At 63.3% G+C, this 24825-nt stretch carries 21 protein-coding genes and 1 tRNA gene; 6 read left to right on the top strand and 16 right to left on the bottom strand.

What is annotated here, in order from left to right; all coding sequences use genetic code 11:
* Nucleotides 1-42: 42 nt before the first annotated feature.
* The 4 genes from FJ950_RS22260 to FJ950_RS22245 all read right to left on the bottom strand — a co-directional run bounded on the left by FJ950_RS22260 (nt 43) and on the right by FJ950_RS22245 (nt 2298).
* Nucleotides 43-480, bottom strand: a complete 438-nt coding sequence (locus tag FJ950_RS22260) for a hypothetical protein (RefSeq protein WP_140618614.1) — start codon at nt 478-480, stop codon at nt 43-45.
* Between the two features lie 2 nt (nt 481-482).
* On the bottom strand, nt 483-710 hold the full coding sequence (locus FJ950_RS22255) for a hypothetical protein (protein ID WP_318011560.1): 228 nt from the start codon (nt 708-710) through the stop codon (nt 483-485).
* 587 nt (nt 711-1297) lie between these two features.
* Complete coding sequence (locus FJ950_RS22250; protein WP_140618613.1) at nt 1298-1582, bottom strand: hypothetical protein; 285 nt, start codon at nt 1580-1582, stop codon at nt 1298-1300.
* A gap of 639 nt (nt 1583-2221) precedes the next feature.
* A tRNA-Pro gene (locus tag FJ950_RS22245) sits at nt 2222-2298 on the bottom strand.
* A gap of 199 nt (nt 2299-2497) precedes the next feature.
* Between FJ950_RS22245 and FJ950_RS22240 the strand changes: the two genes are divergently transcribed.
* Together FJ950_RS22240 and FJ950_RS22235 are read left to right on the top strand one after the other, a co-directional pair.
* Entirely contained in the window at nt 2498-4018 is a 1521-nt protein-coding gene (locus tag FJ950_RS22240) for a phosphomannomutase/phosphoglucomutase (protein ID WP_140618611.1), read from the top strand.
* Between the two features lie 10 nt (nt 4019-4028).
* Complete coding sequence (locus tag FJ950_RS22235; protein ID WP_140618609.1) at nt 4029-6263, top strand: mannose-1-phosphate guanylyltransferase/mannose-6-phosphate isomerase; 2235 nt, start codon at nt 4029-4031, stop codon at nt 6261-6263.
* 6 nt (nt 6264-6269) lie between these two features.
* Here the strand turns inward: FJ950_RS22235 and betB are convergent, their stop codons facing one another.
* The 5 genes from betB to betI form a co-directional block, all read right to left on the bottom strand.
* Nucleotides 6270-7733, bottom strand: a complete 1464-nt coding sequence (betB, locus tag FJ950_RS22230; RefSeq protein WP_140618607.1) for a betaine-aldehyde dehydrogenase — start codon at nt 7731-7733, stop codon at nt 6270-6272.
* Nucleotides 7734-7814: 81 nt separating this feature from the next.
* Entirely contained in the window at nt 7815-9467 is a 1653-nt protein-coding gene (betA, locus tag FJ950_RS22225) for a choline dehydrogenase (protein ID WP_140618605.1), read from the bottom strand.
* Nucleotides 9460-10464: a threonine/serine dehydratase gene (locus FJ950_RS22220; RefSeq protein WP_041163494.1), complete on the bottom strand. Its 1005-nt coding sequence runs from the start codon at nt 10462-10464 to the stop codon at nt 9460-9462. Before FJ950_RS22220 ends, betA begins: the two co-directional genes overlap by 8 nt.
* Entirely contained in the window at nt 10461-11990 is a 1530-nt protein-coding gene (betC, locus tag FJ950_RS22215) for a choline-sulfatase (RefSeq protein WP_140618604.1), read from the bottom strand. Before betC ends, FJ950_RS22220 begins: the two co-directional genes overlap by 4 nt.
* The gene (gene betI / locus FJ950_RS22210) at nt 11987-12577 is read right to left on the bottom strand and encodes a transcriptional regulator BetI (RefSeq protein WP_015318667.1); all 591 of its coding nucleotides are present in this window, start codon (nt 12575-12577) and stop codon (nt 11987-11989) included. Before betI ends, betC begins: the two co-directional genes overlap by 4 nt.
* A gap of 194 nt (nt 12578-12771) precedes the next feature.
* On the opposite strand from betI, the gene FJ950_RS22205 reads away from it, so the two are divergent.
* A complete protein-coding gene (locus tag FJ950_RS22205) occupies nt 12772-13938 on the top strand; it encodes an acetyl-CoA acetyltransferase (protein WP_140618602.1) in 1167 nt (388 codons plus the stop codon).
* A 27-nt stretch (nt 13939-13965) separates the two neighbouring features.
* Nucleotides 13966-14970: an asparaginase gene (locus tag FJ950_RS22200; RefSeq protein ID WP_140618600.1), complete on the top strand. Its 1005-nt coding sequence runs from the start codon at nt 13966-13968 to the stop codon at nt 14968-14970.
* A 9-nt stretch (nt 14971-14979) separates the two neighbouring features.
* Here the strand turns inward: FJ950_RS22200 and FJ950_RS22195 are convergent, their stop codons facing one another.
* Nucleotides 14980-16356, bottom strand: coding sequence for a TIGR03808 family TAT-translocated repetitive protein (locus FJ950_RS22195; protein WP_140618599.1), 1377 nt, complete (start codon nt 16354-16356; stop codon nt 14980-14982).
* A gap of 117 nt (nt 16357-16473) precedes the next feature.
* Between FJ950_RS22195 and greA the strand changes: the two genes are divergently transcribed.
* Nucleotides 16474-16947, top strand: coding sequence for a transcription elongation factor GreA (gene greA, locus FJ950_RS22190; RefSeq protein WP_015318663.1), 474 nt, complete (start codon nt 16474-16476; stop codon nt 16945-16947).
* Here greA and FJ950_RS22185 read toward each other — a convergent pair.
* From FJ950_RS22185 to FJ950_RS22170, 4 genes are all read right to left on the bottom strand, one after another.
* Nucleotides 16944-17330, bottom strand: coding sequence for a type II toxin-antitoxin system death-on-curing family toxin (locus tag FJ950_RS22185; protein ID WP_140618597.1), 387 nt, complete (start codon nt 17328-17330; stop codon nt 16944-16946). The two genes, greA and FJ950_RS22185, sit on opposite strands and share 4 nt — an antisense overlap.
* Nucleotides 17327-17557, bottom strand: coding sequence for an AbrB/MazE/SpoVT family DNA-binding domain-containing protein (locus tag FJ950_RS22180; RefSeq protein ID WP_015318661.1), 231 nt, complete (start codon nt 17555-17557; stop codon nt 17327-17329). The genes FJ950_RS22185 and FJ950_RS22180 overlap by 4 nt, the downstream gene beginning before the upstream one ends.
* A gap of 74 nt (nt 17558-17631) precedes the next feature.
* Nucleotides 17632-19752: a methylmalonyl-CoA mutase gene (gene scpA, locus FJ950_RS22175; protein ID WP_140618595.1), complete on the bottom strand. Its 2121-nt coding sequence runs from the start codon at nt 19750-19752 to the stop codon at nt 17632-17634.
* Complete coding sequence (locus FJ950_RS22170; protein ID WP_140618593.1) at nt 19749-21191, bottom strand: methylmalonyl-CoA mutase subunit beta; 1443 nt, start codon at nt 21189-21191, stop codon at nt 19749-19751. Before FJ950_RS22170 ends, scpA begins: the two co-directional genes overlap by 4 nt.
* A 354-nt stretch (nt 21192-21545) precedes the next feature.
* Between FJ950_RS22170 and FJ950_RS22165 the strand changes: the two genes are divergently transcribed.
* Nucleotides 21546-23093: a helicase HerA-like C-terminal domain-containing protein gene (locus FJ950_RS22165; RefSeq protein ID WP_140618591.1), complete on the top strand. Its 1548-nt coding sequence runs from the start codon at nt 21546-21548 to the stop codon at nt 23091-23093.
* Nucleotides 23094-23163: 70 nt separating this feature from the next.
* On the opposite strand, the gene FJ950_RS22160 is transcribed toward FJ950_RS22165, so the two are convergent.
* Both FJ950_RS22160 and FJ950_RS22155 read right to left on the bottom strand, forming a co-directional pair.
* Entirely contained in the window at nt 23164-23991 is an 828-nt protein-coding gene (locus tag FJ950_RS22160; RefSeq protein WP_015318657.1) for a L,D-transpeptidase, read from the bottom strand.
* 170 nt (nt 23992-24161) lie between these two features.
* The gene (locus FJ950_RS22155; RefSeq protein ID WP_140618589.1) at nt 24162-24824 is read right to left on the bottom strand and encodes a haloacid dehalogenase type II; all 663 of its coding nucleotides are present in this window, start codon (nt 24822-24824) and stop codon (nt 24162-24164) included.
* Between the last annotated feature and the right edge of the window lies 1 nt (nt 24825).

The following is a 24825-nucleotide window of genomic DNA, read 5'->3' as shown; positions in this document are numbered from 1 at the left end:
CGTTCTGCACTGGCTATCGGCCAATTATCGCTGTCGGAATTTTTACGCTGCTTGGGCGGCCAATTCGGCCATAGAGCCACAACCGCCGAGCATCATCTGGGCAATGTCGGTCGCATTGTCGTCGACATGCGCCGTCACCAGCACAATCCCCTCGCCAATACTTCGCCGCTCGGGTCTTTTGGCGGCCGCGACCATGGCGCCGAGCAATCCGCCAAGGCCGCCGCAGAACACGCTGGCCAGGGCTATTGCCGACAGGCCGGTCGGGAAAAGGTTGATGCGGTAAACAGCAACGGCGCCGAGGCACGCCAACAGCCCGGCGGCAGCGCCCAGCATGACACCCGGAGACCTCAGGACATCGATTTCGTCACGATAGGGCCCGATAATGGCGACCTGTACGCGCGGAACCCCGGCCGCCAACAGGTCGCCGGCAATCCGCGCCGCTTCGGCATGGGATTCGAAAAGCTTACTGATTGTTGGCATGGTTACTCGGACATCGCGTCCGTCAGCGTGTCGGTAACGAAGGATGCGGCGATCAGATCGTCGCCGTCGATGCGGCCTCGCCCGCCTTCAATCACGGCCGCTACCTTTTGGAAGGTCTTCATTTCCCCCTCGGTGATCTGAGCGTGTTGCATTCTGGTTTTGAGGCTATCTATGCGCATCCCCAACACATGGGATGTTACAGTCTCATGGTTCGACATGGTGGTGCTCATCCGTTCCCGCTTCGCTTGGTTTTCCCGCGCCCGATCTCGAACTTGGGCCGAGCGGAAACGTTCCCAGGGCAGGGCTTCGGTCGGGCGGAGGTCGGACCTAAGTCTGGGCCTGGAGCGCATTGGTCTTGCCAAGCGGGCCGGCCGGAACAGTCGCTCTTCGTCACCGTTGTCTGCTGCAATACCGGAGGAATTTGATGGAGAAGAGTGTTGGTCAGGCGCGCTGGTTGCTCGCACCGATTTTCGCGGTTGCCATCACCTTCATGGTGGCTGGAATAGTCCTCAGCTAATCTCTTGGCACATTAGCGCAGCCCAGTTCTTTCCCAGGCCGATAGGCTTCGTGAGCGAGCATGGATCTGGCGAACCCTGAAGTCTTGGCCAGGCCAGCTCAAATGACCTGGTCACCGAGCAGAATTCCCGCGACTTGCTTCCGAGCGGTATGGGAGATTCGAAGTTGAAACGATCGCTTCGCATGGCTGCATTTCAGCCGCGGGCGAGAACTCGAAGCTATTCGCATGAAACGCGCGCGAGCGTGCTGGGCAAAGTCACCTGGTGGCCGGGCTCGCGAGAGCCGGGCCACCAGTTGGGCATCAGTAACCGCCGTTTTCCATTACCACCGGATGATGGTGACGGTGGTGGGTGGAAACGGAGCCGGTGACGACGACTGCATTCCGATCGTGATGCCGGCGGCCATGGTCATAGAACGCCACCGTCCCGTGGTGTCGGTGATGCAGGCGCTGGCCTTCCTCATTGATGATCCTGACGTTGTGGTGGTGCCGATGGTGGGTCCTGATGACGACGTCGGCCTCGGCTGCCGAAGCCAAAGCGGGCAATCCCATTGAAAGCGCCAAAGCGCACATGATCATTGTTTTCATTGCAAGTTCTCCAACTGCTTTGATTAGCCCTTCGTTGGTTACAACTGCTGCTGATCCCTTTGGTTCCGGTTCCCGGGGACAGCCGCACGCAAGCGAAGGGCTGGCTATCGCGTCGCCACGATTGGCAAAGAGGAGGCTTGCTTCCGGCCATCTGCGCAGGCGGCGGCAAACGTCACCCGCGTTCTGTCACTGCCAGGGAGGAACGCTCTGCCGCAATTGTTAAGACAGTTCGCCCACCTGTCGCCAGATCCCCGTCAGGCGACGGAACATTAGGCCGGCCTAACAGTTCTTCCCGCAGCGCACATCACGGTTTGGTGTTCGCTGAAGATCAGCAGGCAAAGGCTGATCGGCCCGCGTCCTCCGCCAGAGGCGCGGGCTTCACCAGGCAACAGGAGTGAGATTATGAACAACATCATTTGGCTTGTGGGAGCGGTGGTCGTCGTCATAGCGGTATTGAGCTTTTTCGGCCTCCGTTAAACGCCTGCATATGGGGGCAGGGACTTCGTGGCCCATGCCCCCAAAGAGGAACGAATCTCGTGTCCGTTCCCGAGGAACAGGCATCATCTTGGACAAGGCTCTATCTCTGGTGAATCTCGGGTGGAGCGCCAAAGTCGGGATGCGCTAACAAATTGTTTTTTCTGGTCGGAGTGGCAGGATTTGAACCTGCGACCCCCTCGTCCCGAACGAGGTGCGCTACCAGGCTGCGCTACACTCCGTGACCAGATCGCGGGCTTATAGCCGCCACACATCGTTCCTGCAAGCGGCAATGGCAGCCCTTCTGTCGCATTTCGTCCGCTTTCTGCGGGCGTTGCCGGAAGGCCCGAATTTCCATCCGGGATAAACGTGGCTTAAAGCCTTGTGTGCTAAGCCGCTGCCTTGATGGATCGTATTTCTGCCGCTAGGAGCCCTGCCGTCTTGCCCCTAAAAATCGTCGGCGAAGCGTGGCCAAACAGCTTCGAATTCGAAACCGCGGCGCTGATCAAGGCATCCGGTTTTCGTGAATATGATGCGCGCTGGTGGTTCGGCCATCCCGGTTCGGCAGTGCCGCCTGAACTCAATCTGATCGGCGTCCAGGCGCTTGGCATGGGGCTCGGCACGCTGATCCGGCGGCTCGGCGCTGGGCCTGACATCGTCACCGGGCATGATTTCAGATCCTATTCGCTCGGCATCAAGCTGGCGTTGGTTTCCGGGCTGATGGCGGCCGGCGCACGGGTGAAGGATATCGGTCTGGCGCTGTCACCGATGGCCTATTTCGCGCAATTCGCGCTGGAGACGCAGTCGGTGGCCATGGTCACCGCATCGCACAACGAGAATGGCTGGACCGGCGTCAAGATGGGAGCGGCGCGGGCGCTGACCTTCGGCCCCGAGGAGATGAGCGCGCTGAAGACGATCGTGCTGGCCGCCGATTTCGACCTTACCGGCGGCGGCTCCTATGATTTCGTCGACAATTTTCGCGCCACCTATCTCGACGATGTGACAAGGGACAAGCGCATCACACGAAAGCTGAAAGTGGTCGCCGCCTGCGGCAACGGCACTGCTGGCGCCTTTGCCCCGGAAGCCCTGCAGCGCATTGGCTGCGAAGTGATCCCGCTCGATGTCGAGCTTGATCATACGTTTCCAAACTACAACCCCAATCCGGAAGACATGCAGATGCTGCATGCAATCAGGGACAAGGTGCTGGAGACCGGCGCCGATGTCGGGTTGGGATTCGATGGCGACGGCGACCGCTGCGGTGTCGTCGACAATGAAGGCAACGAGATCTTTGCCGACAAGGTCGGCGTCATGCTTGCGCGGGATATTTCGCGGCTCCATCCGGGTTCGACCTTCGTCGTCGACGTCAAGTCGACCGGACTGTTCAACACCGACGCGGTGCTGCGCGCCAATGGCGCCGTTACCGACTATTGGAAGACCGGCCATTCCTACATCAAGCGCCGGGTTGCCGAACTCGGCGCGGTCGCCGGCTTCGAAAAATCAGGCCACTTCTTCTTCAACCCCCCGATCGGGCGCGGCTATGACGACGGACTGGTCACGGCAATCGCCATCTGTCAGATGCTGGACCGTAACCCCGCCAGTTCGATGGCCGATCTCTACGGGGCACTGCCACTGACCTTCGGCACGCCCACAATGTCCCCGCACTGCGCGGACGATGTGAAGTACGGCGTGGTCGAGCGGGTGGTCTCCGATTTTCAGGCGATGAAGCGGGACGGCTCCAGTTTCGCCGGCCAGAAGATCGTCGACCTTGTCACCGTCAATGGCGTGCGCGTCGTTGCCGAGGACGGTACCTGGGGTCTGGTGCGCGCTTCGTCGAACAAGCCGGAACTGGTCGTGGTCGTCGAAAGTCCGGTCTCGTCCGAGCGTCGCCGGCAGATGTTCGATGCCGTCGACGCCGTGCTGCGCCGCAGTCCGGAAGTCGGCGCTTACAACCAGACTTTTTGACAGGGCATCCATGGGCCAGCGCATCGTCAGTTTTGTCATGAGCGGCGGCGTCGGCTCTCGGCTGTGGCCGCTGTCACGCGAGGACAATCCCAAGCAGTTCCACGACCTGTCGGGCGACGGTTCCATGCTCGCCAAGACCTTGCGCCGCCTGACGGCGAGACCGGCTGGCGAGACGCCGATCTTCCTGATCGCATCGGAGCGTCACGCCGATCGTGTCCATGCCGACTTGGCCGGTCTCGATCTTGCCGGCGGCGGCCCGCTGTTCGAGCCGGCGGGACGCAACACGGCCGCCGTCGTCGCACTGGCGACCCTGCGCACGCTGTCGGAATTCGGCGACAGCCTGATTCTGGTGGTGCCCTCGGACCATGAAATAGCGACGGCAGGGCAATTCTGGCAAAGTATCGAGGCGGGATCGCAGGCGGCGCGCGCCGGTCGTCTGGTGGTGTTCGGCATCAAACCGACCCAGCCGGAAACCGGTTACGGCTATATCGAGGTATCGGCCGAGAAGGGCGGGGTGTTCGACGTTTCGCGCTTTGTCGAGAAGCCCGACCTTGCGACGGCCAACGACTATCTCAAGGCGGGAAATTTCTACTGGAACACCGGCATCTTCCTGTTTCGGGCCGGTGCCATGCGCGACGCCTTCAAGACATTCCAGCCCGACATCTGGCACGCCACCGAAGCGGCCTACGAGGCGGCCACGACGGACCTGTCCGGCCTCTATATGCCGCTGGAACTTTACGCGGCGATCCCGTCGAACTCGATCGACTATGCCATCATGGAGCGGGCAAAAGACATAGCCATGGTGCCGGCCGGCTTCCGCTGGAACGACCTCGGCTCCTGGCAATCGCTCCTCGATGTCGGTCCCGCCGACGACCGGGGCAACGTCGTTGTCGGCGATGTCGTCGCCATAGATTGCGAGAATTCCTATATCCGCAGCGACGGCCGCCTGCTGTCGGCGATCGGCATGAAGGACGTTGCCATTGTCTCGACGGCGGATGCCACTTTCGTTGCCCCGGTGAGCCACAGCCAGCACGTCAAGAAGATCGTCGAACAACTCGAAAAATCGGGACGGCTGGAAACCAGGTTCACGCCGGCGCATGACCGCGTCATCGAAAGTGGCGCCTGGCGGCGGCGCGTTCATCACTGGCTGTTCCAGGAGACCTTGCCGTTGTGGTCGACATCAGGCGTCGACGAGCGCCACGGTGGCTTCCACGAGGCGCTGGGTTTCGACGCCAAGCCGCTCGTCAAGCGCAAGCGCATGCGCACCCAGGCCAGGCAGGTCTATGCCTTCGCGGTTGCCAAGGAGCGCGGTTGGACCGGGCCGGCCGACCGGCTGATCGCGCATGGCATCGACTTCATGGCGGGGCAGGGCCGCACCGAACGGGGCGGTTGGGTGCGCACGCTGAATGTCGATGGCTCCGTCGCCGATCCCGTCGAGGACGCCTACGATCATTCCTGCATCCTGCTGGCGCTGGCGTATGCGCATATGTCGGGCAATGCCGATGCCTTGCGGCTCGGCCAAGAGACCTTCACCTTCCTCGATGCGCATCTGGAGGACAGCCGCATGACCGGCTTCCTCGACACCTCGGACGGGGCGGGCGAGCGACGCTCCAACCCCCACATGCATCTGCTCGAAGCTTTCCTGGCTTGGCACCAGGCAACCGGTGAGCGTGCGCATCTGCGTCGCGCGGCGCGCATCATCGACCTCTTCCGCAGCCATTTCTTCGACGCCGAGAGCTGGACGCTCGGCGAGTATTTCGATGCAGAATGGAAACCGGTACCGGGAGAGAAGGGGGCCTGGACCGAACCTGGCCATCACTTCGAATGGGCCTCGCTGCTGGTCGATTTCGCCGGCCGCAGCGGTCAGGCCGAACTGAGCGTCTTTGCCCGAAAACTCTACGCCTCGGCAATCGCCAATGGCCTCAACCGGGCCACCGGCCTTGCTTATGGCGCAGTCTCGCGGCAAGGACTGCCGCTCGACCTGATATCGCGCAGCTGGCCGCAGGCCGAGGCGCTCAAGGCGGCGATCGCGCTGGATGGCTCGGGCGGCCCCGATCTGAAGCCGGAGATCGAGGCGAGGGTCGGCCGGCTGTTCCGCTGGCATATCGACCCGGCGCCGCTGGGTCTTTGGATCGATCGCATGGACGAGCGCGGCCGCTCGCTGGCATCTGACGTGCCGGCGAGCATCTTCTACCATCTGGTCTGTGCGCTGACGCAGTATCTGGATGGAACGGCGGAGAAGTAGGCGGGATCAGTACGGACTGGCGACGTCCCCGGTCTCGACATAGATCGACTTCAGCTGCGAATAGAGCGCCAGCGCCGCCAGCGAGTTCTCCCGCCCGATGCCCGATTGCTTGACGCCGCCGAAGGGAATTTCCACCGGTGTCAGATTGTAGGCATTGATCCAGCAGGTTCCGGCCTGCAACTCGGCGATGACGCGGTGGGCGCGCGGCAGGTCGCGCGTGAAGACGCCGGCGGCAAGACCGAACTCGGTGTCGTTGGCGCGGTCGATCACCTCGTCCTCGCTGTCGAATTTCAGCACGCTCATGACCGGGCCGAAAATCTCCTCGCGGGCGATCCGCATCGTGTCGGTAACGGCGGTGAACACGGTCGGCTCGACGAAGAAGCCGCCCTGTAAGCCCTGCAGCGACGGCACATTGCCGCCACAGGCCAGCGTCGCCCCATCGTGCTTGCCGGCCTCGATATAGCCGACGACTTTGTCTTGCTGTGCCTTGGAGACCAGCGGCCCCATCTGCGTTTCCGGGTCGAGCGGATCGCCGATGCGGATTTTCTTGGTCCGTTCGATCAGCCGCTCGACAAAGCGGTCGTGAATGCCACTCTGGACGAAAACGCGCGTGCCGTTGGAACAGATCTGGCCGGTCGAATAGAAGTTGCCGAGCATGGCGCCGCCAATCGCATTTTCGAGATCGGCATCGTCGAAGACGATCAGCGGCGACTTGCCGCCGAGTTCCATCGTCGCGTGCTTCATCCTGGAGCCCGCTAGCGACAGCACCTTGCGCCCGGTCGGCACCGAGCCGGTCACCGAGACCTTGGCCACGACATCATGGCCGACAAGGCCGGCGCCGACGTCGCCATAGCCTTGCACGACGTTGAACAGCCCGTCGGGCAGGCCGGCTTCCGAGTAGATCTCGGCCAGCGCCAGCGCCGAAAGCGGCGTGTTTTCCGATGGCTTGAACACCATGGCATTGCCCATGGCGAGTGCGGGTGCGGATTTCCAGCCGGCGATCTGGATCGGATAGTTCCATGCGCCGATGCCGACACAGACGCCGAGCGCCTCGCGGCGCGTATAGGCGAATGGCCCGCCGAGATCGACCGCTTCGCCGTTGAAGACAGCGACCGCGCCGGCGAAATATTCAAGGCAGTCCGCGGCGGAAGGTGCATCCGCCACCAGTGTCTCCTGGATCGCCTTCCCGGTGTCGAGCGTCTCGATGCGGGCAAGATCGGCGTTGCGGGCGCGCAAAATGTCGGCGGCTCGGCGCAGGATGCGGCCGCGCTCGACCGGCTTAAGCCGCGCCCAGGCCGGCTGTGCGGCGCGGGCGGCCTCGACCGCCAGTTCCAGCACGTTCGGCGTCGCCGATCGCAGCATGGCGATGGTCTCGCCCGTGGCCGGATAGATCACCGGCAGCGGCGCGCCGCCTTCGTCCTCGATATAGCGTCCGTTGACATAGTGCGAAGCCGTGGGCTGGGCGCGCATGGGAGGTCTCCAATCGTTGTGCCCAAGACGGCTATTGGGCGGGCGCCTGTCGGGCAGCTCACTCTATCGGCGGATCATGGCCTATCTGTCGGAAGCCTGCCAGCGCGGATTGATCCATGGTTCCTGGTTGGACGGCGCGAGCGGCGTGCGGCCAAGGATGTGATCGGACGCTTTTTCGCCGGTCATGATCGATGGCGCGTTGAGGTTGCCGTTGGTCACGCGCGGGAAGATCGAGGAGTCGGCGACCCGCAATCCGTCGACGCCGATGACCCGGCATTCCGGATCGACCACGCTCGATTGATCATCGACGCGGCCCATTCGGCAGGTGCCGCAGGGGTGGTAGGCGCTTTCGGCATGGTCGCGAATGAATAAGTCGAGATCGTCGTCCGACTGGACATGGCTGCCCGGCGAGAGTTCCTGTCCGCGATAGGCATCGAAGGCCGACTGGCCGAAGATCTCGCGGGTCAGGCGGATGCAGTGGCGGAACTCCGCCCAGTCGTCCGGATGCGACATGTAGTTGAAGCGGATGACCGGCTTCGCTTTCGGATCCGGCGAGCGCAGCGTCACCGAACCGCGCGACTTCGAGCGCATCGGTCCGACATGCGCCTGGAAGCCGTGCGACTTCGCCGCCGCCTTGCCGTCGTAACGCACCGCCGCCGGGATGAAGTGGTACTGGATGTCGGGATAGTCGACGCCTGCCTGCGAGCGCACGAAGGCGGCCGCCTCGAAATGATTGGTGGCGCCAAGGCCCGATTTGAAGAACAGCCACTGCGCCCCGATCATCGCCTTGGAGAACGGGTTCAGCACTGAATTCAGCGTGATCGGTTTGGTCGATTCCTGCTGGATGTAGAGCTCCAGATGGTCCTGCAGGTTGCCGCCGACGCCAGGCCGGTCGGCCACGACGGCAATGCCGTTTTCGTGCAAATGCCCGGCCGGGCCGATACCGGACAGCATCAGGATCTTCGGCGAGTTGATCGACGACGCCGCGACGATTACTTCACGTCGCGCCTTAACGACCTGAATCTGTTTGTGAGCTTCGATCTCGACGCCGATGGCGCGTTGATTCTCGATGATCACCCGGCGCGCAAAGCCTTTGACCAGTCTGACGTTTTTGCGCCGGAGCGCCGGCTTCAGATAGGCTGATGCCGCCGACCAGCGGCGGCCGCCCAGAATGGTCTGCTCCATCGGGCCGAAGCCTTCCTGCTTGGCGCCATTGTAGTCGTCGGTCAGTTCAAACCCTGCCTGGCGGCCCGCTTCGACGAAGGCGCCATAGAGCGGATTGCGCCGGGAGCCGCGCTGCACATGCAGCGGGCCGCCGTGCCCGCGCCAGCCATCCTCGCCGCCATCTGAATCCTCCATGCGTTTGAAGTAGGGCAGCACGTCGGCGAAGCCCCAGCCGGCCGCGCCCTGTTCGGCCCAATGGTCGAAGTCGCGGGCGTGGCCGCGCACATAGACCATGCCGTTGATCGAGGACGAGCCGCCGATCACCTTGCCGCGCGGCGTCGCCAGCACGCGGCCACCCAGATGCGGTTCCGGTTCACTGGCGAATCCCCAGTCGTAGAGGCTCATGTTGAGCGGTATCGACAGCGCCGAAGGCATCTGGATCAGCGGCCCGATATCAGTGCCGCCGAATTCGATGACGATGACCGAATGCTTGCCGTCTTCCGACAAGCGATAGGCCATGGCCGAGCCGGCGGAGCCGGAGCCGATGATAACGAAATCCGCTTCAAGCATGGTTCATATGCGCCATAAAATCGGCGAGCGAAACGTTGCCGCCGGTAGCCACCACCAGGACGGTTTTTCCCGCCACATCCACCTTGCCACCGAGCAATGCCGCCAGCGACGCCGCACCTGACGGTTCGAGCACCAGCTTCATCCGCTCGAAAGCGATCCGCATCGCGCGCCGCACCGACTGATCGTCGACCGTGATGCCGCGCACGCCAGCGGTCTTGACCGCGGCGAACGGCGCGTCGCCGGGCCGGCGCGACATCAGTCCGTCGCAGATCGATTTCGGACCGATCGGCATGGTCTCGATGCTGCCATGCGCCAGTGAAGAGCCCATGCCGTCGAACCCTTCGGGCTCTACGCCGATGATCTCGGTCGCCGGCGACAGATAGTGGAAGGCGAGCGAAACGCCGCCGATCAGCCCACCGCCGCCGACCGAGCAGAACAAGAGATCGGCGCTGGCATCCTTACCCGACAGCTGGTCGAGCGCTTCGAGGCCGGCACCCGCCTGACCGGCGACGATCTCGGGATCGTCGAATGGATGCAGGAGCGCTAGCCCTTCTGTTTCAGCGATTTCGCGCGCCTTGGCCGCCGCGACCTCTTCACGCGCGCGATCGTCATGGTCGGTCAGCACGACGCGCGCGCCATAACCCGCGGTAGCATCGCGCTTGGCGGCCGGCGCGTCGATCGGCATGACGATGGTCACGGGAATGCCGAGCGCCTGGCCGGCCGCGGCCAGCCCTTGCGCGAAATTGCCCGAGGAATAGGCGACGACGCCCTTCTTCGCCTCGTCGGGCGAAAGCCGCTTCAGCCGCCAATAAGCGCCGCGAACCTTGAAAGATCCGGCCCATTGCAGCGATTCCGGCTTGATGAAGACCCGGGCCGCGCCGGTTTCCCTGGCGAGCGCCGCCGATTCCAACAGCGGCGTGACCTGTGTCGCCCGTGACGTTACCGCATAGGCCTGCCTGAGATGGTCGAGAGTGGGAACGAGAAGGTCTGCCATCATTCGCCTCGCGGATACCTTTTGCTCTCTTCGAGATTGTCGAGGTTCATGTGATTGCGCATGTACCGCTCTGACGCTTTCTGCAACGGCTGGAAATCCCAGGGGTAATAGGCGCCGTTGCGCAGCGCCGGATAGACGACCCAGCGGCGTGCCTGGTTTTCGCGCACGGCGGCATCGAAGCCGGCCATGTCCCAACGCGCCCGGACCTTTTCCAGGAATGCCGCCACAAGACCCGCATTGGCGGGGTCGGCGGCCAGATTGTCCCGCTCGAGCGGATCGGCTTCGAGATCGAACAATTGCGGCGGATCGAGTTCGCAATGGACGAATTTGTACCTGCCTTCGCGGATTGCCACCAAGGGCGCATAGGAGCCCTCCGCCGCGTACTCGATCAGCACCGGTGCCGTGCGCTGCCCGCCCTTGGTGAGCGGCAGCAGCGACTGGCCGTCGGTCCACGGCGCGATCGCCCCGATGTCGATGCCGGCAAGGTCGCAAAGCGTTGGTGCTACGTCGAGATTGGAGACCGGCGCCTCGATCAGCCCGGCACGAATGCCCTTGCCGGCAATCATCAACGGCACTCGCGCCGAGCCTTCGAAGAAGCTCATCTTGAACCACAGGCCTCGCTCGCCGAGCATGTCGCCGTGATCCGAGCAGAACAGGATGATCGTGTCGTCGAGCATGCGCGTCCGCGTGAGAACGTCGAGGAGCTCGCCGACCTTGTCGTCGACATAGGAGATGTTGGCGAAATAGCCGCGCCGCGAACGACGCACCTCTTCAGGCGTGATCTCGAAAGAGGGATAGTCGCTGGCATGGTACAGCCGCCGAGAATGCGGATCCTGCTCGTCTTCGGCGATGTACCCGGTTTCCGGATCCAGCACCTGGCAATGCTCATAGAGATCCCAATACTGCTTGCGCGCGACATAGGGATCGTGCGGATGCGACAGCGAGACGGTGAGGCACCAGGGCCGATGGCTCGCATCGTCCTGTTCGCGCGAAAGCTGATAGAGCTTCTGAGACGCGAGGAACACGACCTCGTCGTCATACTCCATCTGGTTGGTTGTTTCCGCAACGCCGGCGCCGGTCACCGAACCCAGATTATGATACCACCACTCGATGCGCTCACCGGGTTTGCGGTAGTCCGGCGTCCAGCCGAAATCCGCCGGATAGATGTCGGTGGTCAGCCGTTCCTCGAAACCGTGCAGCTGATCAGGTCCGACGAAATGCATCTTGCCCGACAGGCAGGTGTAGTAGCCGGCCGCACGCAAATGATGGGCGAAGGTCGGGATCGACGAGGCGAACTCGGCGGCATTGTCATAGACCCCGGTGCGCGACGGCAACTGGCCGCTCATGAACGAGGCACGGCCCGGCGCGCAGAGTGGCGAGGCGGTGTAGTTGTTGGCAAAGCGCGCCGAACGCGCCGCCAGTGCCTTCAGATGCGGTGTGTGCAGAAATTCCGCCGGCCCATCCGGGAACAAGGTCCCGTTGAGCTGGTCGACCATGACGATCAGGAAATTGGGTCGCTTCGCTGTCACTGCTTGTGCCGTCCGCCAAGTTTGGTTTCGAGATAATCCTCGACCAGCGCGATCGCGGTCGCGGCGTCAGGCACGCCATCCTTCAGCGCGCGCCTGATGTAGAGCCCGTCGATCATCGCCGCCGTCGCTTCCGCGGCGCGGTCGGCCTCGGTCCTCGGCAGGATGCCGGTCAATCCACTCATCAGGTTGGAATGCAGCCGCCGAGCATAGATTCTAAGCAGCCGGCGCAGCGAAGACGATTGCTGCGCCTCGACATAGAAAGCGAGCCATGCGGCAATGGTTTCGGCCTGGAACTGGACATCGGAGAAGTTGACGGCGACCACGGCCGAGACGCGCTCGCGCGCGGTGCCGGCGCACTGCAAGGCGCGGCGCATATCGATGGTCAGTTCGGCCAGGATGTGCCGCATCGTCGCGAACAGCAGCTCGTCCTTGGCGCCGAAATAGTGGTGGGCGAGCGCTGAAGAGACACCGGCGCGTCCGGCGATCTCGGACATGGTCACGTCAAGCGAGCCACGCTCGCCGATCGCCGAGATCGTCGCGTCGATGAGCGCCCTGCGGCGCAATGGCTCCATTCCGACTTTTGGCATGCCGTTTCCGATTTTTGCGGGAGATTATTTTTTATTGACGCGTCAATCAATAAAAAATCGACCTCGACGCGACCTGTACCAAGCGATTGTTGCGTTGCGGCCCTTCACGGCCCGGGCGAGAATGTTTATATTTGAACAATAAAGGCGAAGTGCGTCACGAGCCGTGGGCGCTGGCGCCAAGGATGGAGACCGCCATGACCGCATGCATCGTTGGCTGGGCGCATTCGCGCTTCGGCAAGCTTGAGGGCGAGACGCTCGAAAACCTGATCGTCAAGGTCGCGACGGACGCGCTCGACCATGCCGGCATTGGCCCGGACGAGGTCGACGAGATCGTGCTCGGCCATTTCAATGCCGGTTTTTCGGCGCAGGATTTCACGGCAAGCCTGGTTCTCCAGGCGGACGACCGGCTGCGCTTCAAGCCGGCGACACGCGTCGAGAACGCTTGCGCCACCGGTTCGGCGGCGGTCAGGCAAGGTATCCGCGCCATTGATGCAAACGCCGCCCGCATCGTGCTGGTGGTTGGCGCCGAGCAGATGACGACGACGCCCGGGCCCGAAATCGGCAAGAATTTGCTGAAAGCTTCCTATCTGCCCGAGGACGGCGACACGCCAGCCGGCTTCGCCGGCGTCTTCGGCAAGATCGCGCAGGCCTATTTCCAGCGCTATGGCGACCAGTCGGATGCGCTCGCCATGATCGCTGCCAAGAACCACAAGAATGGCGTCGACAATCCCTATGCGCAGATGCGCAAGGATTTCGGCTATGACTTCTGCCGGCAGGAGAGCGAGAAAAACCCGTTCGTCGCTGGACCCTTGAAGCGCACCGACTGCTCGCTGGTCTCCGACGGCGCCGCTGCCCTTGTCCTTGCCGACACGGCAACGGCGCTGAAGATGCGCCGCGCGGTCGCCTTCCGCGCCAACGAGCATGTGCAGGATTTCCTGCCGATGTCGAAGCGCGACATCCTGACCTTCGAAGGCTGCGAACAGGCCTGGACCCGCGCGCTGAAGAACGCCGGCGTAACGCTCGACGATCTCTCCTTCGTCGAAACGCATGACTGCTTCACCATCGCCGAATTGATCGAGTATGAAGCGATGGGACTGGCCAAGCCGGGTGAGGGCGCCAAACTGGCGCTGGATGGCACAACGGCAAAAGACGGCCGTCTGCCGGTCAATCCCTCCGGCGGACTGAAGGCCAAGGGCCATCCGATCGGCGCCACCGGCGTCTCCATGCATGTCTTGACCGCCATGCAGCTTGTCGGCGAAGCCGGCGGCATCCAGGTGCCGGGCGCGAAACTCGGCGGCATCTTCAACATGGGCGGTGCGGCGGTCGCCAACTACGTTTCCATTCTCGACCGGATCAGGTAAACCGCCCCGGCATTCGCGGGAGGTAGCATGGCAAATCCGGTTCTGATCGAAGTTTTGCGCGGCGCCATTGTCGAGAGCGCCCATCGCGGCGCCGTTGCCGTCTTCGATGCCGACGGCAAGCCGGTGCTGGAGATCGGCGATACGTCGAAGCCGGTCTTTCCGCGTTCCGCCGTAAAGGCGATCCAGGCCCTGCCGCTTGTCGAAACGGGTGCCGCGGATGCCTATGGCTTCGGTGACCGCGAACTGGCGCTGGCCTGTGCCTCCCACTCCGGCGAGCCGGCGCATGTCGAACTGGCGCGGTCCATGCTGGCCAGGGCCGGGCTGGACGGGTCGGCGCTCGAATGCGGGGTCCACTGGCCCTCGAACCATGACGCGGAGATTGCGCTCGCGCGTGCCGGCGGCTCACCGAATGCGTTGCATAACAATTGTTCCGGCAAGCACTCCGGTTTCCTCTGTACCTGCGTTCATTTGGGCATCGCGCATCGCGGCTATGTCAGACCGGATCACGCCCTGCAGGAAATGGTGCGCGACGCCATGCAGGCAGTCACCGGCGCTGTCCACGGCCCCGACGAACGCGCGGTCGACGGCTGCTCGATTCCGACCTATGCGGTGCCGCTCAGGAGTTTCGCGCTCGGCTTTGCTCGCATGGCCACGGCCCAAGGCTTTGGCCCGGAGCGGGCGAAGGCCGCGAAGCGGCTGCTTTCGGCCTGCATGGCGGAGCCGTTCTTCGTGGCCGGCACCGGCCGCGCGGACCTGTTGCTGATGGAAGCCGCTCCGGGGCGAATTTTCGCGAAAGGCGGGGCCGAGGGCGTCCATTGTGCCGCAATTCCGGAACTCGGCCTCGGCATCGCGGTCAAATGCGATGACGGTGCCGGGCGCGCCGGCGATGCAATCGCCGCCGCGATCGTCGCCAGGCTGCTGCGGGCGGACGAGACCTTGGCGGCGAAGCTGCTCGAACTGGCGAATGCGCCTATCGAAAGCCGGATTGGCGCCAAGGTCGGGGCGCTGAGGCCGACGCCGGCCCTGAATTGAAGGTGGCAATCAGCTGACGCGGTTGCGCTCGACGGTCAGGTGCGCATAGCCGCTGCGGCTGGTCTGGGTGAGGTCTGATGTCACCGGCTCGGCCCAGCGCTGGCCGACAACCGCTCCGTTCGACGCGCCATCGATGACGTTGTCGGAGATGACGGCCGTGCCGGCACCTTCGACCACACTGACGACGATGCCGGTGCCTGCCTTGCGAATGATGTTGCCGGTGGCCACGACGTTGCGCAGATACGGCCCCCAGCCGATCGACATGCCGTAGAGCGCCGCGTTCTCGATGACGTTGTTGGAAGCGACGGTGTCGGCCTCGACGGCGATCCCAACGCCGAAGCCGGGTGGATCCGCGGTATAGGGGCCTGATGTCGACAGATTGCGCACGATGTTGCCGGAGCAGATACCCATGCGGCCGCCTTCGTTGAAGTTGACGATCGAGATGCCGTTGGCCGCGCCGTCGACGATGTTGTTGGAGATGACGGCGCCTTCGAACGAGAACTCGGAATAGACCGCGGTCTCGCCCGAGCGCGAGCAGGTGTTGCCCGATATCTGCAAATTGCTGGAACTGTTGGCCCGGATCGCCGAGAAGGCGCAGTCGGAGACCACATTGCCCGAGATGACGACATTGCCGGCGCGGAAGGCATTGATGCCGTTACCGTTCTGGCCTGTACCACCGCTGCGCGCGCCAATGCGTTCGACGCGGTTGCCGGTGACCATGGTGCCGTCTTCCGCAGCTTGCCAGCGGTGCACCAGGATGCCGCCATTGGCGCAATCGGAGACGGTGTTGCCTGATATCGCCAGCCCTGCGGCCTCCACCGAATAGATGCCGGCGTCCGCCGCCCCCGATATGTCCGAACGCTCGATCCGGCCCGCGGCGTGTTCCAGCGCCAGCCCATTCTTGCCGCTGCCTGTGATCTGGCAGTTGTCCACCACCAGATGCGCCACCCGGCGCAGATCGAGCAGTCCTTGCGCGTAGTCGCCCATCGAGCGGTTCGCGCCGTCGAAAACCAGTCCGCTGAGTTCGATATGGTCGGCGTGTTCGGCCATGAACAAATGGCCGTCGCCGCCATAGACGATCCGCGTCGCGCCCGGCACGCCGGAAAGACGCACGCGACCAGGCAGCGAGAGATTGGACACCACATAGGTGCCGGGCGGCAGGAAGATCGGCATGTCGCGGCCATTCGCGTCGCGCAGCAGCTTGGCGAAGGCCTTGCTCTGGTCGTCAGACGTACCGGGTTGGACGCCAAGTTCGGTGGCGTTGATCGAGCCGCGCATCGAGGCTTTCTCGATGCCGGTCAGGCTGGCGGCCGCCGCCTTGCCGAGCGTGAGGCCCATGACGGCAAAGCAGGTGGTCTGCGTCAGCAGCGTTCGTCTGTTCAACATCGGCACAGAATCCCAGTGTTCCGCCCCGACACCGCAGGAATCATGCCAGACGTTCAACGCGCCTCTTCTCGGCGGCAATGACTTGTCGTGCAGCCACTCGGCGCCTAAGTTCAGGGGATGAGCAGAGCTTTTACCCGCGAAGAAGACAGCGAAAACGCGATCGCCGGTGTTGGCGAGCGGCCGATCAGCACGCACCGGAACCTGGTGACGGAGCGCGGCCTGGCGCAGATCGACGACAATCTGGCCGATCTGCGCGATATCATGGCGAAAGCGGAGCGGAAAGCCGACCGCGAGCGCATCGCGGTCGTGTCGCGCGATCTGCGCTACTGGACCGCGCGACGCGAGAGTGCCGAGCTTTCCGTGCCGGAGCCCGGCAGCGATGTCGTCCGCTTCGGCATGGGTGTCACGCTGCAAAGTGACGACGGCAGGAAGGTGCACTGGAAGATTGTCGGCGAGGATGAAGCCGATCCGGCCAAGGGCAGCATCTCGCACGTCTCGCCTATGGCGGTCGCGCTGTTCGGCAAGAAGGTTGGCGACGTGGCCAGCGTCAACGGCAAGGAGTGGGAGATCGTCAAGCTCTCGGAGAGTTAGTCTTCAAGCTTGACGACATGGTCGCGGAAGAATGCGGCCGCACCCGCTTCGTCTATCTCGCCGGCAGCGACCATCATCACCAGTTGGATGACCTCCTCCTGTTCGGCTTCGATGCTCAATCCGTTGAAATAGAGAAACAAGTCGGCCGCAGCGAAAGCCGTGCGCTTGTTCCCATCGACGAACGGATGGTTCTTTGCGATGCCGAAGAGATAGGCGGCAGCGAGTTCGCTCAGATCCGGCTCGCCGTATGCTTCTTTCTGTTGCGGACGTGCGAGCGCCGATTCCAACAGGCCTTCATCGCGGATGCCCGACGCGCCGCCGTGAAGACGCAACTGCTCGGCATGCATCGCCTCCACGAACTCTCGCGAATGATGTGCCGTCATTTTGCGAGCGCGCGGTAGGCAACCTCGTATTTCCTCATCCGCTCGCGCGCTACCTTCATCTTGCGCTCGAATTCTTCGGCAGAATCTTCCAATCGGCGCAAGCGAAGCTCTTGACCTTCCTGGACGACGACCACGTTGTCGCCTGTCTTGAGATTCAATCGATCGAGAAGCTCTTTCGGCAGAATCACGCCGTCCGAATTACCGATCTTGCGAATTGTGGTGTTCATGATGAAACATCCTGTTGCAACGCTAATTATAACGCGGTGCGCCGGGTGTTGCAACAGATATTATAACAGATTCGTCACGAGGATAGCAGCCGATCCAGCAGCCGCTCCGCCGCTTCCGGAATGACCGTGCCCGGCGGGAAGATTTCCGCCGCGCCGGCTTGCAGCACCGCATCATAGTCCTGCGGCGGGATGACGCCGCCGGCCACGATCAGCATGTCGCCGCGGCCGAGCTTCTTCAGCGTGTCGCGCAATTCTGGGATCAGCGTCAGGTGACCCGCTGCCAGCGATGAGGCGCCGATGATGTGGACGTCATTCTGGACAGCCAGTTTCGCGATCTCTTCCGGCGTTTGGAACATGGCGCCGACGGTAACGTCGAAGCCGAGATCGGCGAAGGCCGTGGCGATCACCTTCTGCCCGCGGTCGTGGCCGTCCTGTCCCATCTTGGCCACGAGGATGCGCGGCTTGCCGCCGTTTTTCTTTTCGAAGGCACCGAGCTTGTCCTGCAGGCGGTCGATCACCGGACTGTCGCCAAGCGCCTTGCGGTAGACACCGGAAATGGTCTGCACCGTGGCCACATGGCGGCCATAAGCTCTTTCCAGGGCGAACGAGATTTCGCCGACAGTGGCATTGGCGCGCGCGGCGCGGATGGCGAACTCCAGGAGGTTGTCCTCGCTCTGTGCGGCACGGGTCAGCGCATCGAGCGCGCTTTCGACGGCGGCGACGTCACGCGTGCCTTTCAGCCGTTGCAGCTTCGAGAGTTGCCGGGCCCTGACCTCGGCATTGTCTATCTTCAGCACGTCGACCTTAATATCGGTCCCGGGGCGATGCGCATTGACGCCGACCAGCATCTGCTCGCCGGAATCGATGCGCGCCTGCGTGCGGGCGGCGGCTTCCTCGATGCGCAGCTTGGGTATGCCCTTTTCGATCGCCGCCGCCATGCCGCCGAGAGCCTCGACCTCCTCGATATGGGCGAGCGCACGCGCCGCCAGATCATGTGTCAGCCGTTCGAGATAGGCCGAACCGCCCCACGGATCGATGATGCGCGTGGTGCCGGATTCCTTCTGCAGGACGAGTTGCGTGTTGCGGGCGATGCGCGCCGAATGGTCGGTCGGCAGCGCCATTGCTTCGTCGAAGGAGTTGGTGTGCAGCGACTGGGTATGCCCCTGGGTCGCGGCCATCGCCTCGATCATGGTGCGGATGATGTTGTTGTAGGGATCCTGTGCCGTCAGCGACCAGCCGGAGGTCTGGCAATGGGTGCGCAGGGACAGCGACCGCTCGTCCTTTGGCGCGAAGTTCTTTTTCATCAGCGTCGCCCACAACAGGCGTGCGGCCCTGAGCTTGGCCACTTCCATGAAGAAATTCATGCCGATTGCCCAGAAGAACGACAGGCGCGGGGCGAAACGGTCAATGTCGAGCCCCGCCGCGACGCCGGCGCGGGCATATTCAATCCCGTCGGCGATCGTATAGGCGAGCTCCAGGTCGGCGGTCGCGCCGGCCTCCTGCATGTGATAGCCGGAGATCGATATCGAGTTGAACTTCGGCATGTTCTTCGAGGTGTAGGAGAAGATGTCCGAGACGATCCGCATCGAGGGCTTCGGCGGATAGATATAGGTGTTGCGGACCATGAACTCCTTCAGAATGTCGTTCTGAATGGTCCCGGCCAAATCCTTCTGCGCGACGCCTTGCTCTTCCGCCGCCACGATGTAGAGCGCCATGATCGGCAGCACCGCGCCGTTCATCGTCATCGACACGGTCATCTCGCCGAGCGGAATGCCGTCGAACAATTGCCGCATGTCGAGGATGGAATCGATAGCCACACCCGCCATGCCGACATCGCCGGCGACGCGCGGATGGTCCGAATCATAGCCGCGGTGCGTGGCGAGATCGAAGGCAACCGAAAGGCCTTTCTGGCCGGCGGCAAGGTTGCGCCGGTAGAAGGCGTTGGATTCTTCGGCGGTCGAAAAACCGGCATATTGCCGGATGGTCCAGGGTTGCTGGACATACATGGTCGGGTAGGGGCCGCGCACGAAGGGCGGCAGGCCCGGATAGGTGTCGAGATGCGACAATCCCTTGAGGTCGCCCTGACTGTACAGCTGCTTGACGACAAGGCCTTCCGGCGTTGTTCGCTGTCCCTTGACCTCGACAGGCGCGCGGCGCGGCGGCACCCAGCCGATCTGACTGAAATCCGGAATCAAGAAGCGGCCCCGATGGATTGATCGATGCGGACCGGAGACAACGCTTCGCACAGGACGACGCCCTCGGTGAAGGCAGGTCGCTTCTCTGCGTCCAGCGTCTCGACCGGGCGCTCGCTTTTCAACGGATAAAGCGTGGCGCCGACAATGGCCCGCTCGTCTGACTTGAAGGCTATGGCGCGATGGGCGGCGGCGTTGCGGACGCGCTGCTGGATATGTCCGTCCCGAAGGCTGGACAGCACGCCACCCTCAGCCTCGATGGCCTGTAATTCCGCCCACGCGGCTTCGCAGAGGTCTGAGGTGAGCGCTTCGACGGCGCCGGAGCCATGGGCGGGATCGGCGACATGATCGACATGGCTTTCATTGGCCATGATCAGCTGCGCGTTGCGCGCGACGCGGCGGGCAAAGGCCGCCGGCAGGCCGTGCGCGATCGTATGCGGCAGGATTGAGATCGAATCGGCGCCTCCCGCCGCCGCGGCGAAGCAGCCGATCGTCGTGCGCAGGATGTTGGTTTCGGAATCCAATGCCGTCATCATGCGAAATGATGTCTCGGCATGGATGTTGGCCGTGGAATTGGGGATCGAGCAGGCCTCCTGCATCCGTGCCCACAGCCTGCGCAGGGCTCGCACCTTGGCCATCGACAGGAACTGGTCCTGGTCGACGCTGAGCGCGAAACCGATATGAGGCGCGGCATAGACGAGCGGCTGCCGCGCCTTCTCGAACATTCGCAGATACGAGACCGCCGAGGCCAGCATGATGCCGAGTTCCTGCGCTTCCGTGGCGCCGGCATTGTGGAAGACGCGACCGTCTGCCTCGAGAAGCACACCCGGAACGCCCATCGAGAAGAAATGCGCCAGCGATTGCGGCATGGACTCCTGCAGCGCCTCGATCGACATGCGCAGCCGGCCGGTGCCGGCGAGGATAGCAGCCGGATCGATGCCGAAAGACAGGTTGAGCTTTGCCGGATCGGAGCGGCGCTTGCTCAGGAACGCCACCAGCCAGTCGGCCATGGGGCGGCTCCAGGGGTGGGTGTCGATACGGATCTGGACCCGGTTGAGGGGCACGCCCTCCAGCACCGTCTCAAGCGCCTGCGCCGTCCTCGGCAGGCCGTAGCCAAACGCGTTCGGGGCGCCCTCGAAGACAAGCGACAATCCCGTCGCGCCCTGGGCGACATCTTCCAGGACCTGCCTCTTGGCGCGTCCGACATCGGGGTCGTCGACGCGCTGGCTGACGATCCACGGCGATTGAGGATTGGCGCGCACGATCGGTTCCGTTCCGGTCGCGCGTTCATAGAGCGGCTCGACGCGGATATTGTCGTCGGTATGCGAGACCAGCTTTTCCTCGAAGGAGGCGCCGGCCAACGCTTTTCCCGCCAGCGTCAGCCATCGCTGACGCTCCTCATTCGTTGGCTCAACATCCCTGGTCAAGGCTCCGGCGCCCATTCATCGTCCTCGTTCTATATGGCCGCCTATATGGCCGCACCAGCCCGGGCAGCTCAATCTACGGTCCCCGGTCAGTTATCGCAATGCACGCCCAAGGCTTGAATTCGACCCACCTGATATTCGATCCACCTGATATAGGTCGCTTGCGTGGACGGACCATGAACGATTGCCAAACACCATCGAAATCCGCAAGTTCCAAAATCCGATTTTGGCGATTGGTCCGATTTGGACGATAGCCCTGATTGGACGATTGGTCCTGCCTTGGACAATTGTCATTGTCGCTGTGCGGCAGCCTCACTATACCGTCGGGCAAAGGCTGGCTTTAGACACATCAGTTTTGCGGAGACCCGAGCTATGGCTGACGACACCAGTATTTTTATCGGCGCCAGCCGCAAGCCCGACGACAGCTATCAGCGCGCCGAAAACCTGCTGCTGCAATACGGAAATCGCCATGGCCTGGTGACCGGCGCCACCGGTACGGGCAAGACCGTCACCTTGCAGATCCTGGCAGAGGGATTTTCCAACGCCGGCGTGCCGGTCTTCTGCGCCGACATCAAGGGCGACCTTTCCGGCATAGCCATGATGGGCACCGCCCAGGATTTCCTGGTCAAGCGGGCAGAACAGGTCAAGCTCGACCCTTACGACTTCCAGGAATTTCCCGTCATCTTCTGGGATCTGTTCGGCGAGCAGGGCCACCCCATCCGCGCCACCATTTCGGAAATGGGCCCGCTGCTCCTGTCGCGGCTGATGAACCTGACCGACGCGCAGGAAGGCATCATGAACATTGCCTTCCGCATTGCCGATGAAGAGGGCCTTCTTCTCCTCGACCTCAAGGACCTGCAGGCGCTGCTCGCCAACATCGCGGAGCGCGCCGAGGAAATCAGCGCCCGTTATGGCAACGTCACCAAGCCGTCGGTGGGGGCGATTCAGCGCACGCTGCTGGTACTTGAGCAGCAGGGCGCGGCGAACTTCTTCGGCGAGCCGGCTTTGCGCATTGCCGACATCATGCGCACCACCCGCGATGGTCGCGGCGCCATCAGCGTGCTGGCCGCCGACAAGCTGATGATGAATCCGCGCCTCTACGCGACGTTCCTGCTCTGGCTGATGTCGGAGCTGTTCGAGGAACTGCCGGAGGTTGGCGATCCCGACAAGCCGAAGCTGGTGTTCTTCTTCGACGAGGCACACCTCTTGTTCGACGAGGCGCCGAAGGTGCTGATCGACCGGGTCGAGCAGGTGGTCCGCCTGATCCGCTCGAAAGGCGTCGGCGTCTATTTCGTCACGCAGAACCCCTTGGATATCCCCGAAAAGGTCCTGGCCCAGCTCGGCAACCGCGTGCAGCACGCGTTGCGCGCCTACACGCCCCGCGAGCAGCAGGCGGTGAGGACGGCGGCCGAAACCTTCCGGCCCAATCCGGATTTCGACTGCGCCATCGCCATCACCCAGCTCGCCACCGGCGAGGCCCTGGTCTCGACCCTGGAGGCCAAGGGCATTCCGTCCATGGTCCAGCGCACGCTGATCCGTCCGCCGTCATCGCGGCTTGGACCCATCACCCCGGCCGAGCGGCAGAAGCTGATCGGGGAAAGCCCGGTCACCGGCCAGTATGACCAGGTTATCGACCGCGAATCGGCCTTCGAAATGCTGCAGAAGAAGGCCAAGCAGGCGCAGGACGCCGAGGCGCAGGCGCAGCAGGCCGGCACCGGCGGCTCGCGCTGGACCATTCCAGGCTTCGGTAATGACGATCCCGCGCCGCAGTCCGGTGGCCGGCGCGCGCCGGCGCCGCGCCCCTCCAATCGCCAGACGGTGGCCGAGGCCGCGATCAAGTCGGTGGTGCGCTCGGTCGGCTCGTCGGTCGGACGTGCCATTGTGCGCGGGATTCTGGGTAGTTTGTCGCGGGGACGGTAGATCAGGGCAGCGGCAACGCTGCTGCCCCCTGAACTCAGAAGCCCCCTGAAACTCAGAAGCCCCGTGAAACTCAGAAGATCGCGTTCGTGACCGCTTTGACTGGGCCGAGCAGCACCGATCCATCCGGCACGCCGGCATCGATCGGGATCGCCTTGTGGTTGGCCGTCGCCACCATCGGCTGGCGAGCGTCGCTGGTCACGATGACCGGCGTCTTCGAGGGCACGCGGTCATAAAGGTCGATAATGTCCTGGTTCATCAGGCGCACGCAGCCCGACGACACCGATTTGCCGATCGAGCGCCATTCCGGCGAGCCGTGCAGGCGATAGAGCGTGTCCACATTGCCCTGGAAGAGATAGAGCGCACGTGCGCCGAGCGGGTTCTTTAGGCCGCCGGGCATGCCGCCATTGTCGGCGCTGTACTGCTTCAATTCCGGCTGGCGGGCGATCATCTCATCCGGCGGCGTCCACTTCGGCCATTTCTGCTTCCACTGGACGACAGCGTCGCCCGACCATTCGAAGCCGGCGCGGCCAAGGCCGACACCATAGCGAATGGCCTGGCCGCCAGGGCGAACCAGATAGAGGAAATGGCCTGTCGTATCGACGACGATGGTCCCCGGCTTCTGCCCGGTCGGGTCGGGTACGATCTGGCGCAGGAACTGCGGATCGATCCTGTCGACGGGGATGGCCGGCAGATCGAAACCGCCATCGTTGACCGCAGCGTACATCGACGCATAGTCGGCGAGCGGAGGCTCGACATACGTTGGTGGCGGCGGCGGCTCGACTGGTCCCGGTCCGGTGGTGGCGCATGCGGAAACCGCGATCGAGGCGGCGCCCAGGGCTGCGGCGTTGAGGAAGCCGCGACGGCTCAGGCGATAGGATTCGATTTCGGTTATGGACATGGCTGCCTTCTTTAAGACTCAAATCGCAACAAAGCGTCAACACGCGACGTTCGCTGCGGGTGCCTGACAACACCTGAGGCGATAGGCGGTTCCGATTCTGGCTCGAACGTGGACAAACAAAGGCGAAGCTGTGACTGCGCCGCCACTGTGGCGCTGGGGCCACAGGTCAGTTAGGCGCCGGATACGAGTGCCTCCAACGATGGCAGGATCAGGGCCGGTGGCAAGTCCTGGTATTCCTCCGGCTGGTTGGAGCGGTTGATCCAGACCGTGCGGAAGCCGAATTTGGTGGCGCCCGCAATGTCCCAGCGATTGGAGGACTGGAAGGAGACCGCGCCGGGATAGAGGCGCCATCCCGTGGCGACCATGTCGTAGACAACAGGATCGGTCTTGAAGCGACGCACCGCATCGACCGAATAGATGTCGTCCAGGACCTGGTCGAGTGCCGCCGACTTGACTGCTGCCTGCAGCATTTCGGGCGAACCGTTGGAGAGGATCGCCAGCCTGGCGCCCGAAGCCTTGAGCGCTTTCAGCACGGCCGGCACTTCGGGATAACAGTCCAGCCGCCAGTAGGCTTCCAGAAGTTTCGCCTTGAGGCTCGGATCGGCCGAAGGGACCTTGCGCAAGGCGAAGTCCAGCGCCTGTTCGGTCAGCTGCCAGAAATCGGCATAGGCGCCCATCAGCGTGCGAACCCAGGAATACTCGAGCTGTTTGGCGCGCCAGATTTCGGACAGGAGTTGGCCGTCCGGGCCGATCGCGTCCGCATGGCGGCGCACGGCGGCGTGCACGTCGAACAGCGTGCCATAGGCGTCGAACACGTAGGCGGCGTATTGCATG

Source organism: Mesorhizobium sp. B2-3-14 (assembly GCF_006442175.1).
Lineage (GTDB): Bacteria > Pseudomonadota > Alphaproteobacteria > Rhizobiales > Rhizobiaceae > Mesorhizobium > Mesorhizobium australicum.
The sequence above is the reverse complement of the archived record's forward strand: the minus strand, read 5'-3'. Positions and strand labels throughout refer to the sequence as shown.